We start from the raw sequence: 20,344 nt of genomic DNA on the forward strand, positions 1-20,344 counted from the left end.
TTCGAGGCGGACGCCAAGAGCGACAAGCCGCCGTACACGATCGTCATCCCGCCGCCCAACGTCACCGGCAGCCTGCACCTGGGCCACGCCTTCGAGCACACGCTGATCGACGCCCTCACCCGCCGCAAGCGGATGCAGGGCTACGAGACCCTGTGGCAGCCCGGCATGGACCACGCCGGCATCGCCACGCAGAACGTCGTCGAGCGGGAGCTGGCCAAGGAGGGCAAGTCCCGGCACGACCTGGGCCGCGAGGCGTTCGTCGAGCGGGTGTGGCGGTGGAAGGCCGAGTCCGGCGGCCAGATCTCCGGCCAGATGAGGCGCCTGGGCGACGGCGTCGCCTGGTCGCGCGAGCGCTTCACCATGGACGAGGGGCTCTCCCGGGCCGTCCAGACGATCTTCAAGCGGCTCTACGACGACGAGCTGATCTACCGGGCCGAGCGGATCATCAACTGGTGCCCGCGCTGTCTGACCGCCATCTCCGACATCGAGGTGGAGTACGACGAGGAGGACGGCGAGCTGGTCTCGATCCGCTACGGCGAGGGCGAGAACTCCATCGTCGTCGCCACCACCCGGGCCGAGACGATGCTCGGTGACACCGCCGTGGCGGTCCACCCCGACGACGAGCGCTACGCCCACCTCGTCGGCACCGAGGTCGAGCTGCCGCTCACCGGCCGCCGCATCCCCGTGGTGGCCGACGAGCACGTCGATCCGGAGTTCGGCACGGGGGCCGTCAAGGTCACCCCGGCCCACGACCCGAACGACTTCGAGATCGGCCGCCGCCACGGCCTGCCCAACATCACGGTCATGGACGACCACGCCGTGATCACCGCCCACGGCCCCTTCCAGGGCCTGGACCGGCTGGAGGCCCGTTCGGCGGTCGTCGCCGCGCTGCGCGCCGAGGGGCGGATCGTCGCCGAGAAGCGCCCGTACGTCCACTCCGTCGGCCACTGCTCGCGCTGCAAGACCACCATCGAGCCGCGGCTGTCCATGCAGTGGTGGGTCAAGGTCGGCCCGCTGGCCAAGGCCGCGGGCGACGCGGTGCGCGACGGCCGGGTCACCATCCACCCCAAGGAGATGGAGAAGCGCTACTTCGACTGGGTGGACAACCTCCACGACTGGTGCATCTCCCGCCAGCTCTGGTGGGGCCACCGCATCCCGGTCTGGTACGGCCCGAACGGCGAGATGGTCTGCGTCGGGCCGGACGAGGAGCCGCCGAGCGGCGAGGGCTGGCACCAGGAGAGCGACGTCCTGGACACCTGGTTCTCCTCGGGCCTGTGGCCGTTCTCCACGCTCGGCTGGCCCGAGCACACCGAGAGCCTGGAGAAGTTCTATCCGAACTCCGTCCTGGTCACCGGCTACGACATCCTCTTCTTCTGGGTCGCCCGGATGATGATGTTCGGCCTGTACGCGATGGACGGCACCCCGCCGTTCCACCAGATCGCGCTGCACGGCATGGTCCGCGACCAGTTCGGCAAGAAGATGTCGAAGTCCTTCGGCAACGCGGTCAACCCGCTGGACTGGATGGACAAGTACGGCTCCGACGCGCTGCGCTTCACGCTCGCGCGCGGTGCCAACCCCGGCACCGACGTGCCCATCGGCGAGGACTGGGTCCAGGCGTCCCGCAACTTCGCCAACAAGGTCTGGAACGCCACCCGCTTCGCGCTGATGAACGGCGCCACGGTCGAGGGCGGGCTGCCCGCGCCCGAGGAGCTCTCGGCGACCGACCGCTGGATCCTCTCCCGGCTGAACACGGTCGTGGCGGAGGTGGACGCGTACTACGACGACTACCAGTTCGCCAAGCTCTCCGACCTCCTCTACCACTTCGCGTGGGACGAGGTGTTCGACTGGTACGTCGAGCTGTCCAAGACCACCTTCGCCGAGGGCGGCCCGGCGGCCCGGGCCTCCGCCCGCGTCCTGGGCGAGGTCCTGGACGTCACCCTGCGCCTGCTGCACCCGGTGATGCCGTTCGTCACCGAGGAGCTGTGGACGACGCTGACGGGCCGGGAGTCCGTCGTGATCGCCGACTGGCCGGCCGACTCCGGCTTCCGCGACACCGCCGCGGAGCAGGAGATCGCCACGCTCCAGCAGGTGATCACCGAGGTCCGCCGGTTCCGCGCCGACCAGGGCCTCCAGCCCGGCCAGCGCGTCCCGGCCCGGCTCACCCTGGAGGGGACGCCGCTGGCGGCGCACGAGGCGGCCATCCGCTCCCTGGCACGCCTGCAGCAGCCGGGCGAGGAGTTCCGGACCACCGCCGCCCTGCCGGTGGCGGGTGCGAAGGTCGAGCTGGACCTGTCGGGCGCCATCGACTTCGCGGCCGAGCGCAAGCGGCTGACGAAGGACCTGGCGGCGGCGGAGAAGGAGCTGGCGCAGACCACCGCCAAGCTCGGCAACGAGGGCTTCCTGGCCAAGGCCCCCGAGCACGTGGTGGAGAAGATCCGCGCCCGCCGGGCGCAGGCCGAGGCGGACATCGCCCGGATCTCCGCCCAGCTCGAAGCCCTGCCGCAGGGCTAGCGGACCGGCACGGAACGGCCGCCGCCGCCACACCCCGCCCGGGCGTGGCGGCGGCGGCCGTCTTCGTACACTGAAACAGTGAGTGAGCACCTCCCGCACGATGCGCACGGCGATTCCGGCAACGGCCACGACGACGGTCCCGACCCCCTGGAGAGGTTCGACGAGATCATCGACGCCGAGACCGGCCGCGACCCCGACCTGGCCGTGATCGAGGCGGGCAGCCGCACCCTGCGCACCCAGGCGGGGCCGCCCCCGAGCGACCTGCCGACCCGGCCCGAGGACCCGGAGGTGGACCGGGCCCTGCGGGAGGTGGAGGCCGAGCTGATGGGCCGCTGGCCCGAGACGCGCCTGGAGCCGTCGCTGAAGCGCATCAGCGCCCTGATGGACGTCCTGGGCGAGCCGCAGCGCTCCTACCCCTCCATCCACATCACCGGCACCAACGGCAAGACCAGCACCGCCCGGATGATCGAGGCGCTGCTGGGCGCGTTCGACCTGCGGACCGGCCGCTACAGCAGCCCGCACGTGCAGGCCATGACCGAGCGGATCAGCCTGGACGGCGCGCCGATCACGGCCGAGCGGTTCATCGAGACGTACCGGGACCTCAAGCCGTACGTGGAGATGGTCGACGCCTCCCAGGAGCACCGGATGTCGTTCTTCGAGGTGCTGACGGGCATGGCGTACGCCGCCTTCGCCGACGCCCCCGTGGACGTGGCGGTCGTCGAGGTCGGCATGGGCGGGAGCTGGGACGCCACCAACGTGATCGACGCGGGCGTCGCCGTCATCACCCCGATCTCCCTGGACCACACCGACCGGCTGGGTGACACGCCGGAGAAGATCGCGGTGGAGAAGTCCGGCATCGTCAAGCAGGGCGCCACCGTCGTCCTGGCCCAGCAGCCGGTGGAGGCCGCCTCGGTGGTGCTGAGGAGGGCCGTGGAGATGGACGCCACGGTCGCCCGCGAGGGGCTGGAGTTCGGCGTCGTCTCCCGCGAGGTCGCCGTCGGCGGCCAGTTGCTGACGCTGCGCGGGCTGGGCGGGGAGTACCCGGAGGTCTTCCTCCCGCTGCACGGGGCGCACATGGCGCACAACGCCGCCGTGGCGCTGGCCGCCGTCGAGGCGTTCTTCGGCATCGGCGCCGAGCAGGTCCGCTCCCTGGACATCGACGCCGTCCGCGCCGCCTTCGCCTCCGTGACCTCCCCGGGCCGGCTGGAGGTGGTGCGCCGCAGCCCGACCGTCGTACTGGACGCCGCCCACAACCCGGCGGGCGCGCAGGCCACGGCCGAGGCGATCACCGAGGCGTTCGGCTTCAGCCGCCTGGTCGGCGTGGTCGCCCCCAGCGCCGGCAAGGACGTACGGGGGCTGCTGGAGGCCTTCGAACCGATCTTCGCCGAGGTCGTGGTGACCCGCAACGCCACCTCCCGCGCCATGGACGTGGACGAACTGGCGGCCCTGGCCGTGGAGGTCTTCGGCGAGGAGCGGGTCCAGGTCGAGCCGCGGCTGGACGACGCGCTGGAGGAGGCCATCACGCTGGCCGAGGAGGAGGGCGAGTTCGCCGGGGCGGGCGTGCTGGTCACCGGCTCGGTCTTCACCGTCGGCGAGGCCCGGCTGCTGCTCGGAAGGGACCGTTAGATGCGTACGCTCTGCGCCTCCACGCTCATCGGCGAGTTCTTCGTCATCGGCTTCGCCGCCCTGGTGGCGATGCGGCTGAGTGATCTGTCGGCGACGACCGTGTGGACGGTCAGCGGCGTGGCGATGGTGCTGTGCCTGGCGCTGTGCGGCGTGCTCACCCGGCCCGGCGGGCTGCAACTGGGCTGGGCGCTGCAGATCGGTCTGATCGTCTCCGGCTTCGTCGTCCCGGCGATGTTCTTCCTCGGCGCCGTCTTCGCCGGCCTGTGGTGGGCGTCGATCCACTTCGGCCGCAAGGTGGACGAGGCCAAGGCCCGCTTCGCGGCCGGGACCGACACCGCGTGACCGGGTGGTGCCATCGGGTTCCCACCCGTCCCCCTGTAGCCTCTGAGCACTTGTGAATGCCGTATTCCGCCTCACCTCGAAGGAGCCGCCGCCCATGAGCCAGCGCACCCTCGTCATCCTCAAGCCCGATGCGGTCAAGCGGGGCCTGATCGGCGAGATCGTCGGCCGCATCGAGCGCAAGGCCGGCTGGCGGATCAGCGCGCTGGAGCTGCGCACGCTGGACCGCGAAACGCTGGAGCAGCACTACGCCGAGCACGTCGGCCGCCCGTTCTACGAGCCGCTGCTGGAGTTCATGACGTCCGGCCCGGCCGTGCTGATGGTGGTCGAGGGCGAACGGGTGATCGAGGGGGTACGCGCACTGGCGGGTCCGACCGACCCGATCGCCGCACCGCCCGGCTCCATCCGGGGGGACTTCGGCACGATCGTGCGTGAGAACCTCATCCACGCGTCGGACTCCGAGGAGTCCGCGGAGCGAGAAGTGAAGATTTTCTTCCCGACTCGTGTCTGACGGGTTGTCATCTCCGTAAACCTCTTGACCTGGGGCGATCGATGGAATTCGATCGCCCCACTGTGAATCCACCCCCACTCGGGGGAACGAATCACCCGGACGCGACGTCACCACATACGGGGATGACTCGCGTTCCGCCGACAATGACGGAGGAGGAACCCTCTCACCGCGTTCGAATGAGCGCGACTACGATGGAAACTTCTCCGCGTCCCGCAGCGCACGCTGTCGTCCTCCCTCTCACATCGCTCCAGTTGGAAGGCCTGACGTATCCTCATGGCGAACAACATGTCGTTCATCGGCCGTGACATGGCTGTCGACCTCGGGACCGCCAACACGCTGGTGTACGTCAGGGGTCGCGGGATCGTCCTCAACGAGCCATCGGTCGTCGCCATCAACACCAACACCGGCGGAATCCTCGCGGTCGGCGCCGAGGCGAAGAAGATGATCGGCCGCACCCCCGGCAACATCGTGGCGGTCCGCCCTCTGAAGGACGGCGTCATCGCCGACTTCGAGATCACCGAGCGGATGCTCCGCTACTTCATCCTCAAGATCCACAAGCGGCGTTATCTCGCGCGTCCCCGGGTGGTCGTCTGCGTTCCCTCCGGCATCACGGGCGTCGAGCGCCGCGCGGTCATCGAGGCGTCCACCCAGGCCGGCGCCCGGCAGGTGCACATCATCGAGGAGCCGATGGCCGCGGCGATCGGCTCCGGCCTGCCGGTCCACGAGGCGACGGGCAACATGGTCGTCGACATCGGCGGCGGCACCACCGAGGTCGCGGTGATCTCGCTCGGCGGGATCGTCACGGCGCAGTCCATCCGCGTCGCGGGCGACGAGCTGGACAACGCGATCATCCAGTACGTCAAGAAGGAGTACAGCCTCCTCCTCGGCGAGCGCACCGCCGAGAGCATCAAGATCACTATCGGTTCGGCGTACGACCTGGAGACCGACGAGCACACCGAGATCCGCGGCCGCGACCTGGTCAGCGGGCTGCCGAAGACCGTGGTGATCTCGGCCGCCGAGGTCCGCAAGGCCATCGAGGAACCCGTCAACTCCATCGTGGACGCGGTGAAGACCACCCTCGACAAGTGCCCGCCCGAGCTCTCCGGCGACATCATGGACCGCGGCATCGTCCTCACCGGCGGCGGCGCCCTGCTGCGCGGACTGGACGAGCGGCTGCGGCGCGAGACGGGCATGCCGATCCACATCGCCGAGAACCCGCTGGACTCGGTGGCGCTGGGCTCCGGCAAGTGCGTCGAGGAGTTCGAGGCGCTCCAGCAGGTGCTCGACGCCCAGCCACGGCGGTAGCGGCCCCCGGACCGGGGCCCTCCCGGTCCGTGCGGTGCGCCGCCCGGCCGGCCGGACCGGCGGGGCGGAGCGGCACCGCGTCCAACACCACGGTCAGACAAGTCCAACAAGGGGAAGGCACGGCCGTCGCACGTGAGGGATACACGAGAGAGCCGGCTGCTGCTCGTCCTGCTGGTCGCCATCGCGTTCGCACTGATCACGGTGGACATCCGCGGGGGTGAGCACTCGCCGCTCGACGGGGCACGGCAGGTCACCGCGTCCGTCCTCGGCCCGGTGGAGAACAGCGTCGCCACCGCCGTCGACCCCGTCGGCAACGCCATCGCCGCCGTACGGGACTCCGGCGAACGCCATGACCGGATCAGCGTGCTGGAACGGGAGAACGCCGAGCTGAAGCAGAGACTCGCCGCCGTCGACCGCAACAGCTCCCGGGTCCACGAACTGGAGAAGCTCCTGAAGACCGCGGGCGCCGGGCAGTACGGCATCAAGGCCGCCCAGGTCGTCGGGATCGGTGCCGCCCAGGGCTTCTCCTGGACCGTCACCCTCGACGTCGGGGAGCGCGACGGCATCAGGCGCGACATGACCGTCATCAACGGCGACGGGCTCGTCGGCCGGGTGACCACCGTCGGGCCGAGCACCTCGACCGTGCTGCTCGCCAACGACCCCGACTTCACCGTCGGCACCCGCCTGGAGGGCACGGGCGAGCTGGGCTTCGCCAACGGCCGCGGCGACAGCGCCCTGACCGTCCAGCTCCTCAACAGCAAGGCCGAGGTCAAGAAGGGCGACCGCCTGGTCACCTTCGGCTCCAGCAACGACAGGCCGTTCGTCCCCGGGGTGCCGGTCGGCGAGGTCATCCGGGTCGATCCGCACAGCGGCGGCCTCACCAGGACGGTGCGGGTGCGGCCGTACGTCGGCTTCACCAAGCTCGACATCGTCGGCGTCGTCGTCAGGCCGCCGCGCACCGACCCGCGCGACACGGTGCTCCCGCCGCGGACGAAGCCCAGGCCCACCCCGACGGTCACGGTGACCGCGACCCCCTCCGCACGCCCCTCCGCGAGCGCCTCCCCAGGAGCTGACCGATAGCGATGCGCCCCAACCGGATCCTGCTCTCCACCACGCTCGTCGTCGTCGCCCTGGTCGTCCAGGTCAGCGTGCTGGCCCGGCTCCAGCTCCCCGGCGCCGTGCCCGACCTGCTGCTGCTGACCGTCCTCGGCCTGGCGCTGGTGTACGGCCACACGGGCGGCGCCCTGGTCGGCTTCGGCGCCGGGCTGCTGGCCGACCTCGCGCCGCCCGCCGACCACGCCGTGGGACGCTACGCCCTGGTGCTGTGCGTCATCGGCTACGCCGCCGGCCTGACCAGGCCGGAGAACGGCCAGCACCGCTCGGCCACCGTCCCGATGCTCGTCGTGGCGGGCGCCGCGCTCTCCTCCACCCTGCTGTACGCGGGCGTCGGCGCGCTGGTCGGGGACACCGCCGCCCGCCACGCGGGCCTGGGCGGACTGCTGCTGACGGCCACCGTCTACGACCTGCTGCTCGCGCCGTTCACCGTCCCGGTGGTCATGGCGCTGGCCCGCCGCACCGAACACGACCCGCTCGCCGAGGCGGCGGGCAGCGCCGGCGACGGCGCCCGCCGGTACGACGGACTGCTCGGCTCCGCCGGCCGGAACCGCGCGGGCCGGCTGGCCGGCCGGGCCACCCGCACGGCCGGCCCGCGCGGCGGCCTGCTGGCCCGCTCGCCGAAGAGCAAGGTGGGGCGGATCAAGGGCGTCAAGCGACTGTGACGGAGGCGGAGCAGTGAGCAACATTCCCGAGACCGGGCGCACGCCCCGGGTCACCATCCGGCTGGTCGCCATCCAGATCCTGGTCTTCTCGCTGATGTTCACCCTCGGCGGGCGGCTGTGGTACCTCCAGATCCGCAACGGCGAGGAGTACGCCGAGAAGGCCGCGGGCAACCACGTCCAGCAGGTCGTCCAGCCCGCCGTGCGCGGCGCCATCCTCGACGCCCGCGGCGTGCCGCTGGCCGACAACGAGACCCGGCTGGTGGTCTCCGCCAGCCGCACCGAGCTGATGAAGATGGAGGACGGGGGCAAGGCGGTGCTCACCCGGCTCGCCGACGTCCTGGGCATGACGTACAAGGAGGTGTCCGACAAGATCCGGCTCTGCGACGCCGAGACGCCGCAGCCCTGCTGGAACGGCTCCCCCTACCAGCCGATCCCGATCACCGACGAGGCCACCACGCAGCAGGCGCTCCAGATCCGCGAGCGCCAGGAGGACTTCCCCGGCATCACCGCCGAGCCCACCGCCGTCCGCCGCTACCCGGCCCCGTACGGCGCCAGGACCGCCCAGGTCCTCGGCTACCTCTCGCCCGTCACCGACGAGGAGATCGAGCAGACCAAGGACGGCGACTCGCCGCTGCTCAGCTCCGACCAGATCGGCCGCTCCGGCCTGGAGCGCAGCTACGACGCGGCGCTGCGCGGCGACGCGGGCGTGACGCGGTACAAGGTGGACAACCTCGGCCGGGTCATCGGGGAGGCCGAGAACGACAAGGGCGAGCCCGGCGCCAGCCTGGTCACCAGCATCGACGCCCGCGTCCAGGCCGTCGCCGAGAAGGAGCTGGCCAAGGCGATGAAGAAGGCCCGCGAGCAGTTCGACGACAACACCGGCGAGAACTACAAGGCGGACGCGGGCGCGGTCGTGGTGATGGAGGCCAGGACCGGCCGGATCGTGGCGATGGCCTCCCTGCCGGACTACGACCCCAACGCCTGGGTCGGCGGCATCTCGGCCAAGGACTACGCCGAACTCACCGGCAAGAAGTCCAACTACCCGCTGCTCAACCGGGCCATCCAGGGGCAGGCGGCGCCCGGCTCGATCTTCAAGGTGATCCCCACCGCCGCGGCCGTCAAGGCGGGCTACCCCTTCGACGGGCGCTACAACTGCTCGTCCTCGTACAGCATCGGCGGCCAGGTCTTCAAGAACTTCGAGTCGCAGAACCACGGCATGATCGACCTCGGCCGGGCGCTGGAGGTCTCCTGCGACACCGTCTACTACGCCCTCGCCCACCAGGAGTGGAAGAAGGACGGCGGCAACAAGCCGAAGAAGAACCCCGACGACTGGTTCTACAAGATGGCCCACGAGTTCGGCCTCGGCAAGCGCACCGGGATCGACCTGCCCAACGAGGTCACCGGCCGCGTGCCCGACCGCAGGTGGAAGCAGGAGTACTGGGAGGCCAACAAGGACGCCTGGTGCAAGTACGGGAAGAAGGACGGGGACTACGTCGAGAAGATCGCGTACGAGAACTGCCTGGAGGGCAACAAGCTGCGCGCCGGTGACAGCGTCAACTACTCCATCGGCCAGGGCGACACCCTGGTGACGCCCATCCAGATGGCCACCATCTACGCGGCCCTCAGCAACGGCGGCACCGTGTACGAGCCCACCGTCGGCAAGGCGGTCGTCAGCCCGGACGGCAAGGACGTCGAGGAGATCGAGCCGAAGGCCAAGGGCCGGCTGCCGATAGACCGCAGGACCCTGCGCCAGATGGACAAGGCCCTGGAGGGCGTCGCCACCCGGGGCACCGCCGCCTGGCGCTTCGCCGACACCGGCTGGCCCCAGGACAAGATCCCGATGCACGCCAAGACCGGTACGGCCGAGGTCTACGGCAAGCAGACCACCTCGTGGTTCGCCACCTACACCGACGAGTACGCGATCGTCATGACGATCTCCCAGGGCGGCACCGGTTCCGGCGCCTCCGGCCCCGCCGTGCGCAACATCTACGACGCGCTGTACGGCGTGGACGACAAGGGCAAGATCCACAAGAACAAGGCGCTGCTGCCGAGGCCGCAGAAGGAACTTCCGAAGATCAGTCCGGACGGCACGATCGAGGCCCAGCGCCAGAAGGGCTTCACACCGTGAGCACCCACTCCTACGCGGGACGGCCCTGGCAGGAGCGGTCGGCCTGGAGCAGGATCACGGCGCGCGACTCCGTCGTCCGCCGCCTGGACTGGATACTGCTGTTCGCCTGCCTGGCGCTGTCCGTCGTCGGCGCCCTGCTGGTGTGGTCCGCCACCCGCAACCGCACCGAGCTGAACGAGGGCGACCCGCACTACTTCCTCTGGCGCCACCTGCTCAGCCTCGCCATCGGCGTGGCGCTCGCCGCGGGCACCATCTGGCTCGGCCACCGCAGGCTGCGCGGTGCGGTCCCGGTGCTGTACATCCTGTCGGTGCTGCTGGCGCTGCTCGTGCTCACCCCGCTCGGCGCGACGATCAACGGCCAGCGCGCCTGGCTGAAGCTGGGCGGCGGCCTGTCGCTCCAGCCCGCCGAATTCGCCAAGATCACCATCATTCTGGGCATGGCGATGATACTGGCGGCCCGGGTGGACGCGGGGGACCGCGTCTACCCCGACCACCGCACGGTGGTGCAGGCCCTCGGGCTGGCCGCCGTGCCGATCGGGATCGTCATGCTGATGCCCGACATGGGCTCGGTGATGGTGCTGGTCATGATCGTGCTCGGGGTGCTGCTGGCCTCCGGTGCCTCCAACCGCTGGATCATCGGCCTGCTCGCCGCGGGCGGCATCGGGGCGGTCCTGGTCTGGCAGCTCGGCGTGCTCGACGACTACCAGATCAAGCGCTTCGCCGCCTTCGCCAACCCGGCCCTCGACCCGTCCGGCGCCGGCTACAACACCAACCAGGCCCGTATCGCCATCGGTTCGGGCGGGCTCTACGGCAAGGGCCTGTTCGAGGGCACCCAGACCACGGGGCGGTTCGTCCCCGAGCAGCAGACCGACTTCGTCTTCACCGTCGCGGGCGAGGAACTGGGCTTCCTCGGCGCGGGCCTGATCATCTTCCTGATCGCCGTGGTGCTCTGGCGGGCCTGCCGCATCGCCCGCGAGACGACCGAGCTGTACGGCACGGTCGTCGCCGCCGGGATCATCGCCTGGTTCGCCTTCCAGTCCTTCGAGAACATCGGGATGACCATGGGCATCATGCCGGTCGCCGGCCTGCCGCTGCCCTTCGTCAGCTACGGCGGCACCTCGATGTTCGCGGTCTGGATCGCCATCGGGCTGCTCCAGTCCATCCGGGTGCAGCGCCCGGTGTCCGCCTGAACCGCCCGCGGACACCGGGCCCGTACCGGCACCGGTTACGCTGGATGGTCACGTACGTCCGCGGATCGGCACGCAGAGGACCAGCACGCGGACCTGCACCCAGAACCCCAGCATCCAGACCCCAGCATCCGAGGACACCACCCATGCCTGTCGAGTCGGTCTTCCCGCGCCTGGAGGCCCTCCTCCCGCACGTCCAGAAGCCGATCCAGTACGTCGGTGGAGAGCTGAACTCCACCGTCAAGGACTGGGACGCCTGCGATGTCCGCTGGGCACTGATGTACCCCGACGCCTACGAGGTCGGCCTGCCCAACCAGGGCGTCATGATCCTCTACGAGGTGCTCAACGAGCGCGAGGGCGTGCTCGCCGAGCGCACCTACAGCGTGTGGCCGGACCTGGAGAAGCTCATGCGCGAGCACGGGGTCCCGCAGTTCACCGTGGACGCCCACCGCCCGGTCGGCGCCTTCGACGTGCTCGGCGTCTCCTTCGCCACCGAGCTGGGCTACACCAACCTGCTCACCGCCCTCGACCTCGCCGGCATCCCGCTGGAGGCGAAGGACCGCGGCCCGGACCACCCGGTGGTCATCGCGGGCGGCCACGCCGCCTTCAACCCCGAGCCGATCGCGGACTTCATCGACTGCGCGGTCATCGGCGACGGCGAGCAGGCCGTCCTGGAGATCACCGACATCATCCGGGACTGGAAGGCCGAGGGCCGCCCGGACGGCCGCGACGGGCTGCTGCTGCGCCTGGCGAAGACCGGCGGCGTGTACGTGCCGAAGTTCTACGACGTGGAGTACCTGCCCGACGGCCGGATCGCCCGCGTCGTCCCCAACCGCTCCGGCGTGCCGTGGCGGGTGTCCAAGCACACCGTGATGGACCTCGACGAGTGGCCCTACCCCAAGAAGCCGCTGGTGCCGCTCGCCGAGACCGTCCACGAGCGGATGTCGGTGGAGATCTTCCGCGGCTGCACCCGCGGCTGCCGCTTCTGCCAGGCGGGCATGATCACCCGTCCGGTGCGCGAGCGCTCCATCACCGGCATCGGCGAGATGGTCGAGCGGGGCCTGCGGAACACCGGCTTCGAGGAGGTCGGCCTGCTGTCGCTGTCCTCCGCCGACCACAGCGAGATCGCCGACATCACCAAGGGCCTGGCCGACCGCTACGAGGACGACAAGATCGGCCTCTCCCTGCCGTCCACCCGCGTGGACGCCTTCAACATCGACCTGGCCAACGAGCTGACCCGCAACGGCCGCCGCTCCGGCCTGACCTTCGCCCCCGAAGGCGGCAGCGAGCGCATCCGCAAGGTCATCAACAAGATGGTCTCCGAGGAGGACCTGATCCGCACCGTCGCCACCGCGTACGGCAACGGCTGGCGGCAGGTGAAGCTGTACTTCATGTGCGGCCTGCCCACGGAGACCGACGAGGACGTGCTGCAGATCGCCGACATGGCCGGCAAGGTCATCGCCAAGGGCCGCGAGGTGTCCGGTTCCAACGACATCCGCTGCACCGTCTCCATCGGCGGCTTCGTGCCCAAGCCGCACACCCCCTTCCAGTGGGCCCCGCAGCTCTCCGCCGAGGAGACCGACGCCCGCCTGGAGAAGCTGCGGGAGAGGATCCGCGCGGACAAGCGGTACGGCCGCTCCATCGGCTTCCGCTACCACGACGGCAAGCCCGGGATCGTCGAGGGCCTGCTCTCGCGCGGCGACCGCCGCATCGGCGACGTGATCCGGGCCGTCTACGAGGCCGGCGGGCGCTTCGACGGCTGGCGCGAGCACTTCTCCTACGACCTGTGGATGGAGTGCGCCGAGCGCGCGCTGGCCCCGTACGGCGTGGACGTCGACTGGTACACCACGCGCGAGCGCACCTACGAGGAGGTCCTGCCCTGGGACCACCTCGACTCCGGCCTGGACAAGGACTGGCTGTGGGAGGACTGGCAGGACGCCCTCGACGAGACCGAGGTCGAGGACTGCCGCTGGACCCCCTGCTACGACTGCGGCGTCTGCCCCGCCATGGACACCAGCATCCAGATCGGTCCCACGGGCAAGAAGCTGCTGCCGCTGACGGTCGTCAACAAGTAGCCGCCCGGCGGCCCGGCCCCGGGCCGCCGGAGCACATCGTGCGCCCCGCCTCCGCCGGAGGCGGGGCGCACTGGCAGACTGGCGCCCATGCCGGAACTGATCACTCCCACCGTCCGCGTGCACGCCTCCTTCCTCGAGGCGATGGAGGAGTTCGCCGCGGAAGGCCGGGGAACACCGGAGGACAACTCGATGGTCGGGCGCGACATCCGCGCCTACCGCGGCCGGTGGGAGGACCCGGAGGTCTTCGCCGAGTACGTCGCCGCCCTCCGCGCCGACGCCGAGGAGGACACCCCGCGCCCGTCGGGATTCGTCCCGAGCACCACCCTGTGGTGGGTCGACGGCGACACCTACCTGGGCCGCATCGCCATCCGCCACCGGCTCAACACCTTCCTCCTCGACTACGGCGGGCACATCGGCTACGACGTGCGCGCCTCCGCCCGCCGCCGCGGCCACGCGACCGCCATGCTGCGCGCCGCCCTGCCCGTCGCCCGCTCCCTGGGCATCGACCCGGCCCTGATCACCTGCGACGACACCAACATCGCCTCCCGCAAGGTGATCGAGGCGTGCGGCGGCGTCTTCGAGGACCGGCGGGGTGTGAAGCTGCGCTACTGGGTACCGACAACACCGACCCCGGGAGCCGCGTAACCTGGGGGAAAGGAACACGGCCCCAGCCGGGCCCAGGACAGCACGAAGGACTGAGGGACACTGGGCAAGCGACAGCCCGAAGGCCCGCCGCCCGCACCCGCGGTGCAGCGCATCCGTCTGCGCTACACCAAACGCGGCCGCCTCCGGTTCACCAGCCACCGCGACTTCCAACGCGCCTTCGAACGGGCGCTGCGCCGGGCCGAGGTGCCCATGGCGTACTCCGCGGGCTTCACCCCGCACCCGAAGGTCTCGTACGCGAACGCGGCGCCGACCGGCACGGGCAGCGAGGCCGAGTACCTGGAGATCGCCCTCACCGAGCGGCGCGATCCCGAGGTGCTGCGGCGGCTGCTCGACGCATCGCTTCCCGAGGGCCTCGACGTCATCGACGCGGTGGAGGCCCGTACCAGCGGATTCGCCGACCAGCTCACGGCCTCCTGCTGGGAGCTGCGACTGGACGGCGTGACGCCGGAGGAGGCGGAGAAGGCGGTGGAGGCGTTCCTCGCCGCCGACTCGGTCGAGGTTCAGCGGCAGACCAAGAAGGGTATGCGCACTTTCGACACACGCGCCGCAGTGGCCTCACTGGAGGTCGTCCCGGCCGGGTCCGATAGGCCCGGAGACGGTCCCTGTGCGATACTGCGCCTGGTAGTACGGCACCAGACACCCGCCGTACGACCCGACGACGTCCTGTCCGGCCTCCGAGCTACGGCCGACCTGGCGCCGCCGGTCCCCGCAGCGGTGACCAGGCTGGCGCAGGGGCCGCTCGATGAGGAGACCGGCACGGTGACCGATCCGTTGGCGCCCGACCGCGACGCAACACCCGTCGCGACGGCGCCGGACGGCACCGCGTAGGCCGACGCCGCAGCGCCGCCGACGTGCGAGGCACCAGGGAGCCACCCGGGTCCGGCCGCCAGGCAGGCGCACCGACCAGCAGACTTTCGCCGGAGCCGAGCCGGGTGGCACGGAACCGGCGAGCGAGACAACAGCTCCCGTGCGGCGCCCGCGCCCCGGACAGCGGCCCGCGCACATCAGGCGGAGCCCGACCGGACCGAGGTACGGCGCCCGGGAGCGTGACGGGAGAACCGCCCGCATGCGCGAACCCACGGAATCCGCGGAGATCACCGCGAAGAACGACGACAGGACGTCCCCCGCTCCCGGCGGGGAGGCCACCACCGCACCCGACACCCCCAGCGACACCCTGCCGCCGCGGCGCCGCCGCCGCGTGGTGTCCCGCCCGGCCGGCCCGCCCGCGGTCACCAGCGTGGAGCCCGAGGTCATCACGCCGGCCGCCCCGGTCACCGCGGCCGAGGCCGATGCGCCCGCCGCGGAGTCCCCCGCCGCCCCCGAGCCCGTATCCTCCGGGGCCGCCCCCGAGTCCGGGGCCGCGTCCCCGTCCGCGCGCCCCCGGCGGCGCGTGACGCGCCGGGCGTCCGCTCCGGCGGGCCCGCCGGAGGCGGCCGAGACGGTGCTGCCCGCGTCGTCGGCCGGGACCACCGCCGAATCCCGGGCCGGGGACGGGGAGAAGCCCGCCGAGGCCACCGCGCCGGTCGAGGAGCAGCCGGCCGCCACCCGTACCCGGCGGCGCGTGACGCGCCGGGCGTCCGCTCCGGCGGGCCCGCCCCAGCCGGCGGAGGAGACCGCGGAGCCCGCACCGGCCGCGGAGAACACGGGAACTCCCGAGCCGGCCGAGGAGCAGCCGGAGCCTGCCGCCCGTACCCGGCGGCGCACCCGCAAGGCCACCGCGGAGAAGACCACCACCAGGAAGACGGCGGCTGCGAAGAAGACCGAGAAGCCGGCCGAGAAGCCGGCCGAGGAGCAGCCCGTGGCGGAGTCCGACCGGTCCGCACGGCCCGCCGCCGAGGCGGAGCAGCCCGCGGCGCCCGCCGAGGCCGAGCCCGCGGCCCCGCGCCGGCCGCGGAAGCCGCCGGTGGCGGTCTTCCAGGCGCCGGTGTTCACCGAGCCGGTCTTCCAGACCCCGGAGACCGCGGCGGCCGAAGCGGCCGCCGCCGCGGCCGTGGACTTCGAGGAGCCGGACGAGGACGAGGACGAGCCCGAAGCCGAGTACGGCGAGTACGGCGAGGACACCCCGGACGCCGAGGACGCCGCCCACGCGGAGTCCACCGCCACGGCGCGCCGCCGCCGTCGGCGCCGTCGCCGCGGCGGTGACGGGTACGCGGCCGGGCAGGAGGGCGCCGACGAGAGCGCCGAGGACCTGGAGGCTTCCGAGACCGCCGAGGACTCCGAGGACTCCGAGGACGAGGAGACGGACGGCGGCCGGGCCGAGGAGGCCGAGGAGCGTCCCGCACGCCGCCGTCGCCGTGGTGGGCGCCGCCGCCGTCGCGGCGGGGACGCCGAGGCCTCCGAGGACGACCGGGACGGCGAGGAGGGCGACGAGGACGCCGGGAACGGCGAGGACGCCCGGGAGACCGTGACCGCCGGGGACGACCGGAACGACGAGCACGGCGACTCCGGTGACTCCGGCGAGCAGCACGAGGACGGCGAGGGCACCGGCACCGCCGGAGACCACGCGACCGCCTCCAGCAGCTCCTCGCGCCGCCGCCGTCGCCGCCGCCGTCGCAGCGGGGACGCCGAGGCCGTGACCACCGAACTCGCCCCCGACGACCCGGAGCGCACGGTCGTCAAGATCCGCGAGCCGCGGAAGAAGCGGGACGAGGCGTCCGAGAGCGCGGACGGCGTGCAGTCCATCAAGGGCTCCACCCGCCTGGAGGCCAAGAAGCAGCGCCGCCGCGAGGGCCGCGAGCAGGGACGCCGGCGCGTCCCGATCATCACCGAGGCCGAGTTCCTCGCCCGCCGCGAGGCGGTCGAGCGCGTCATGGTCGTCCGCCAGAACGGCGACCGCACCCAGATCGGCGTGCTGGAGGACGGCGTCCTCGTCGAGCACTTCGTCAACAAGGAGCAGTCGACCAGCTACGTCGGCAACGTCTACCTGGGCAAGGTCCAGAACGTCCTGCCGTCGATGGAGGCCGCCTTCGTCGACATCGGCAAGGGGCGCAACGCCGTCCTGTACGCCGGCGAGGTCAACTTCGAGGCCCTGGGCATGTCCGGCGGCCCGCGCCGGATCGAGACCGCGCTCAAGTCCGGCCAGTCCGTCCTGGTGCAGGTCACCAAGGACCCAATCGGCCACAAGGGCGCCCGGCTGACCAGCCAGGTGTCCCTCCCCGGCCGCTACCTGGTCTACGTGCCCGAGGGCTCGATGACCGGCATCAGCCGCAAGCTCCCGGACACCGAGCGGGCCCGCCTCAAGCAGATCCTCAAGAGGGTCGTCCCCGAGGACGCGGGCGTCATCGTCCGTACGGCCGCCGAGGGCGCCAGCGAGGAGGAGCTGCGCCGCGACGTCGAGCGGCTCCAGGCGCAGTGGGAGGACATCCAGAAGAAGGCCCGCAAGGGCAACGCGCCGGCGCTGCTCTACGGCGAGCCGGACATGACCGTCCGGGTCGTCCGCGACATCTTCAACGAGGACTTCTCCAAGGTCATCGTCAGTGGCGACCAGGCCTGGGAGACGATCCACGGCTACGTCTCGCACGTCGCCCCCGACCTGGTCGACCGGCTGCAGAAGTGGACCTCCGAGGTCGACGTCTTCGCCACCTACCGGATCGACGAGCAGCTGATGAAGGCGCTGGACCGCAAGGTCTGGCTGCCCAGCGGCGGATCACTGGTCATCGACCGCACCGAGGCGATGGTCGTGATCGACGTCAACACCGGCAAGTTCACCGGCCAGGGCGGCAACCTGGAGGAGACGGTCACCAGGAACAACCTGGAGGCGGCCGAGGAGATCGTGCGCCAGCTCCGGCTGCGCGACCTCGGCGGCATCATCGTGATCGACTTCATCGACATGGTGCTGGAGTCCAACCGCGACCTGGTGCTGCGGCGCCTGCTGGAGTGCCTGGGACGGGACCGTACGAAGCACCAGGTGGCCGAGGTCACCTCGCTGGGCCTGGTCCAGATGACCCGCAAGCGGGTCGGCCAGGGGCTGCTGGAGTCCTTCTCCGAGACCTGCGTGCACTGCAACGGCCGCGGCGTCATCGTCCACATGGACCAGGTGCAGGGCCAGGGCGGCGGTGGCGGCAAGCGCGGCAGGAAGAAGGGCAAGGCCGCGGCGCAGCCCGAGCCCGTGCCCGAGCTCCCGGCCGCCGAGGCACCGGCGGCCGAGGAGCCGGCCGAGGAGCCTGCGGAGACCGCGGCCGAGGTCGCGGCGGAGGCCGCCGAGCCCACGGCGCTGCCGGAGCCGCCGTTCGTCCCGGACGAGGAGCTGTACAACAGCGCGGCCGAGGCCGAGGAGGCCGCCCGGCGCGGCCGTGGCAGGCGCCGGCGGGTGAGCCGGAAGGTGTCGGTCCCGGCGGGGCCGCCGAAGGCGGCCGAGGCGGCCGAGGCGGCGGTGACGGTGGTTCCGGCGGCCCCGAAGGCCGAGGAGGCCGGGGAAGCCGGAAAGGCTGCCGGGGAGACCGGGGAGAAGGCGGCGGAGAGGGCGTCCGAGCCCGCCGTCGAGCCCGCACCCCCGGCCCGTCCCCGCCGTCGCGTGGTACGCCGCGCGGCGACTCCCACGGGCTCTCCGGAGGCGGCGGAGATCACCGAGCCCGCCACGTCCCCGGAGACCGCCGGCGAGCCGGAGGCGGGGGAGGCCGCCCCGGCGGAGAAGACGGCCCGCAAGACGGCCAAGAAGGCCGCCGCGAAGAAGGCCACGGCCAAGAAGACCGCGGCGAAGAAGACGGCGGCCAAGAAGACGGCGGCGAAGAAGACCACCGCCAAGAAGTCGACGACGAAGGCGGCGGCCAAGAAGACCGCCAAGAAGTCGGCGGCCAGGAAGACGGCGGCGGCGGAGCAGCAGGCCCCGCCGTCGGTCTCGGCCCCGGCGGAGGAGTGACGGACCGGGCTCCGGGCGCCCTCCCGGCGTCCGGAGCCCGGTTTGACCCTCCCGTCCGGGCCCCGTAATCTTGACCGTCGGCGTGTCGATGAATACGCCAAGCTCCTGAGCAACTCCCTCCACGCGCTCCGCGAGGTGTCGTGGGAGTGCGAGGAGAGGCCGCTCAATCCACTGGGATCATCACGGGCCCGCCCCGTGTCGGGCGGCTGGCATCAGGGGCTCCACCCACGAGCGAGAGAGAGTTCCGCGTGTACGCGATCGTGCGCACCGGCGGCCGCCAGCAGAAGGTGTCCGTCGGGGACGTGATTGAGGTTGACCGTATCTCCAGCAGCAAGGTCGGCGACAGCGTCGAGCTCTCGACCCTGCTCATCGTCGATGGCGATTCGGTCACCAGCGACCCCTGGGTCCTGGCCGGTGTGAAGGTCCACGCCGAGGTCGTGGACCACCACAAGGGTGCCAAGATCGACATCCTGAAGTACAAGAACAAGACCGGTTACCGCAAGCGGATCGGTCACCGTCAGCTGCACACCGCGCTGAAGATCACCGGCATCGACGCCCCGGCGAAGAAGTAAGGGACTGAAGAGAGATGGCACACAAGAAGGGCGCATCGTCCACCCGGAACGGTCGTGACTCCAACCCTCAGCGGCTCGGAGTGAAGCGCTTCGGCGGCCAGGTCGTCAACGCGGGTGAGATCCTGGTCCGTCAGCGCGGCACCCACTTCCACCCGGGCAACGGCGTGGGCCGCGGCGGTGACGACACGCTGTTCGCGCTGGCCGCCGGGGCGGTGCAGTTCGGCACCTACCGTGGCCGCAAGGTCGTGAACATCGTCCCGGTCGCCGAGTAACCAGGCTCCCGGCACGATACGGCAGCACCTTTTCCGAGGGCGGACCGCCTTCCGCCGCACGCGCGCCGCGCGTGCGGCGGGGAAGCGGCTCCGCCCTCGGCGCGTTGTACGGGCACGCCGTACAACGCGCCGACACCCGACAATCCGTACATCCCTTGATCACCAGCCGGGAGGCATCCGTCATGACCACCTTCGTGGACCGCGTCGAGTTGCACATCGCCGCGGGTAACGGAGGCCACGGCTGCGCCTCCGTGCACCGGGAGAAGTTCAAGCCGCTGGGCGGCCCGGACGGCGGCAACGGCGGCCGGGGCGGCGACGTCGTCCTCGTCGTCGACCAGTCCGTGACCACGCTCCTGGAGTACCACCACACCCCGCACCGCAGGGCCGGCAACGGCAGGCCCGGCGAGGGCGGCCACCGCTCGGGCGCGGACGGGAAGGACCTGGTGCTGCCCGTCCCGGACGGCACGGTCGTCCTCGACAAGCAGGGCAACGTGCTGGCCGACCTGGTCGGCCAGG

Annotated in this window: 15 protein-coding genes and 1 pseudogene; all 16 read left to right on the forward strand. The window is 71.5% G+C overall.

All coding sequences use genetic code 11. From position 1 onward, the window contains the following. The coding region (locus VE546_RS27330) for a valine--tRNA ligase (protein WP_324927014.1) at window positions 1-2,511 on the forward strand (2,511 nt) is incomplete at its 5' end. 78 nt (window positions 2,512-2,589) lie between these two features. Then, window positions 2,590-4,137, forward strand: a complete 1,548-nt coding sequence (folC, locus tag VE546_RS27335; protein ID WP_324927017.1) for a bifunctional tetrahydrofolate synthase/dihydrofolate synthase — start codon at window positions 2,590-2,592, stop codon at window positions 4,135-4,137. Continuing rightward, window positions 4,138-4,479: a DUF4233 domain-containing protein gene (locus VE546_RS27340; RefSeq protein WP_324927020.1), complete on the forward strand. Its 342-nt coding sequence runs from the start codon at window positions 4,138-4,140 to the stop codon at window positions 4,477-4,479. A gap of 94 nt (window positions 4,480-4,573) precedes the next feature. Beyond that, window positions 4,574-4,987: a nucleoside-diphosphate kinase gene (gene ndk / locus VE546_RS27345; protein WP_324927023.1), complete on the forward strand. Its 414-nt coding sequence runs from the start codon at window positions 4,574-4,576 to the stop codon at window positions 4,985-4,987. A 285-nt stretch (window positions 4,988-5,272) separates the two neighbouring features. After that, complete coding sequence (locus tag VE546_RS27350) at window positions 5,273-6,292, forward strand: rod shape-determining protein (RefSeq protein ID WP_324927058.1); 1,020 nt, start codon at window positions 5,273-5,275, stop codon at window positions 6,290-6,292. Between the two features lie 132 nt (window positions 6,293-6,424). Then, complete coding sequence (gene mreC / locus VE546_RS27355; protein ID WP_324927027.1) at window positions 6,425-7,372, forward strand: rod shape-determining protein MreC; 948 nt, start codon at window positions 6,425-6,427, stop codon at window positions 7,370-7,372. A gap of 2 nt (window positions 7,373-7,374) precedes the next feature. Next, entirely contained in the window at window positions 7,375-8,070 is a 696-nt protein-coding gene (gene mreD, locus VE546_RS27360) for a rod shape-determining protein MreD (protein ID WP_324927030.1), read from the forward strand. 13 nt (window positions 8,071-8,083) lie between these two features. Further along, complete coding sequence (gene mrdA, locus VE546_RS27365; protein ID WP_324927034.1) at window positions 8,084-10,198, forward strand: penicillin-binding protein 2; 2,115 nt, start codon at window positions 8,084-8,086, stop codon at window positions 10,196-10,198. Further along, window positions 10,195-11,388, forward strand: coding sequence for a rod shape-determining protein RodA (rodA, locus tag VE546_RS27370; RefSeq protein ID WP_324927037.1), 1,194 nt, complete (start codon window positions 10,195-10,197; stop codon window positions 11,386-11,388). Before mrdA ends, rodA begins: the two co-directional genes overlap by 4 nt. 143 nt (window positions 11,389-11,531) lie before the next feature. Then, window positions 11,532-13,460, forward strand: coding sequence for a TIGR03960 family B12-binding radical SAM protein (locus tag VE546_RS27375; protein WP_324927040.1), 1,929 nt, complete (start codon window positions 11,532-11,534; stop codon window positions 13,458-13,460). An 87-nt stretch (window positions 13,461-13,547) separates the two neighbouring features. Beyond that, entirely contained in the window at window positions 13,548-14,105 is a 558-nt protein-coding gene (locus tag VE546_RS27380) for a GNAT family N-acetyltransferase (RefSeq protein ID WP_324927043.1), read from the forward strand. 102 nt (window positions 14,106-14,207) lie between these two features. Further along, window positions 14,208-14,954, forward strand: coding sequence for a TIGR03936 family radical SAM-associated protein (locus VE546_RS27385; RefSeq protein ID WP_324927046.1), 747 nt, complete (start codon window positions 14,208-14,210; stop codon window positions 14,952-14,954). Window positions 14,955-15,192: 238 nt separating this feature from the next. Then, complete coding sequence (locus VE546_RS27390) at window positions 15,193-18,984, forward strand: Rne/Rng family ribonuclease (protein ID WP_324927049.1); 3,792 nt, start codon at window positions 15,193-15,195, stop codon at window positions 18,982-18,984. A gap of 248 nt (window positions 18,985-19,232) precedes the next feature. After that, window positions 19,233-19,556: a 50S ribosomal protein L21 gene (gene rplU, locus VE546_RS27395; protein WP_324927052.1), complete on the forward strand. Its 324-nt coding sequence runs from the start codon at window positions 19,233-19,235 to the stop codon at window positions 19,554-19,556. Between the two features lie 14 nt (window positions 19,557-19,570). Continuing rightward, window positions 19,571-19,828, forward strand: a complete 258-nt coding sequence (gene rpmA / locus VE546_RS27400) for a 50S ribosomal protein L27 (protein WP_324927055.1) — start codon at window positions 19,571-19,573, stop codon at window positions 19,826-19,828. A 182-nt stretch (window positions 19,829-20,010) separates the two neighbouring features. Then, window positions 20,011-20,344, forward strand: a pseudogene (locus VE546_RS27405) (GTPase ObgE); the annotation flags it as partial.

This window comes from Streptomyces sp. (genome assembly GCF_035644915.1).
Classification (GTDB): Bacteria; Actinomycetota; Actinomycetes; order Streptomycetales; family Streptomycetaceae; genus Streptomyces.

Bases quoted from the DNA above. Each gene is read 5' to 3' on its own strand.
- VE546_RS27340 (WP_324927020.1), top strand. From the start codon at position 4,138: ATGCGTACGCTCTGCGCCTCCACGCTCATCGGCGAGTTCTTCGTCATC.
- ndk (WP_324927023.1), top strand. From the start codon at position 4,574: ATGAGCCAGCGCACCCTCGTCATCCTCAAGCCCGATGCGGTCAAGCGG.
- VE546_RS27350 (WP_324927058.1), top strand. From the start codon at position 5,273: ATGTCGTTCATCGGCCGTGACATGGCTGTCGACCTCGGGACCGCCAAC.
- mreD (WP_324927030.1), top strand. From the start codon at position 7,375: ATGCGCCCCAACCGGATCCTGCTCTCCACCACGCTCGTCGTCGTCGCC.
- VE546_RS27375 (WP_324927040.1), top strand. From the start codon at position 11,532: ATGCCTGTCGAGTCGGTCTTCCCGCGCCTGGAGGCCCTCCTCCCGCAC.
- VE546_RS27380 (WP_324927043.1), top strand. From the start codon at position 13,548: ATGCCGGAACTGATCACTCCCACCGTCCGCGTGCACGCCTCCTTCCTC.
- VE546_RS27390 (WP_324927049.1), top strand. From the start codon at position 15,193: ATGCGCGAACCCACGGAATCCGCGGAGATCACCGCGAAGAACGACGAC.
- rpmA (WP_324927055.1), top strand. From the start codon at position 19,571: ATGGCACACAAGAAGGGCGCATCGTCCACCCGGAACGGTCGTGACTCC.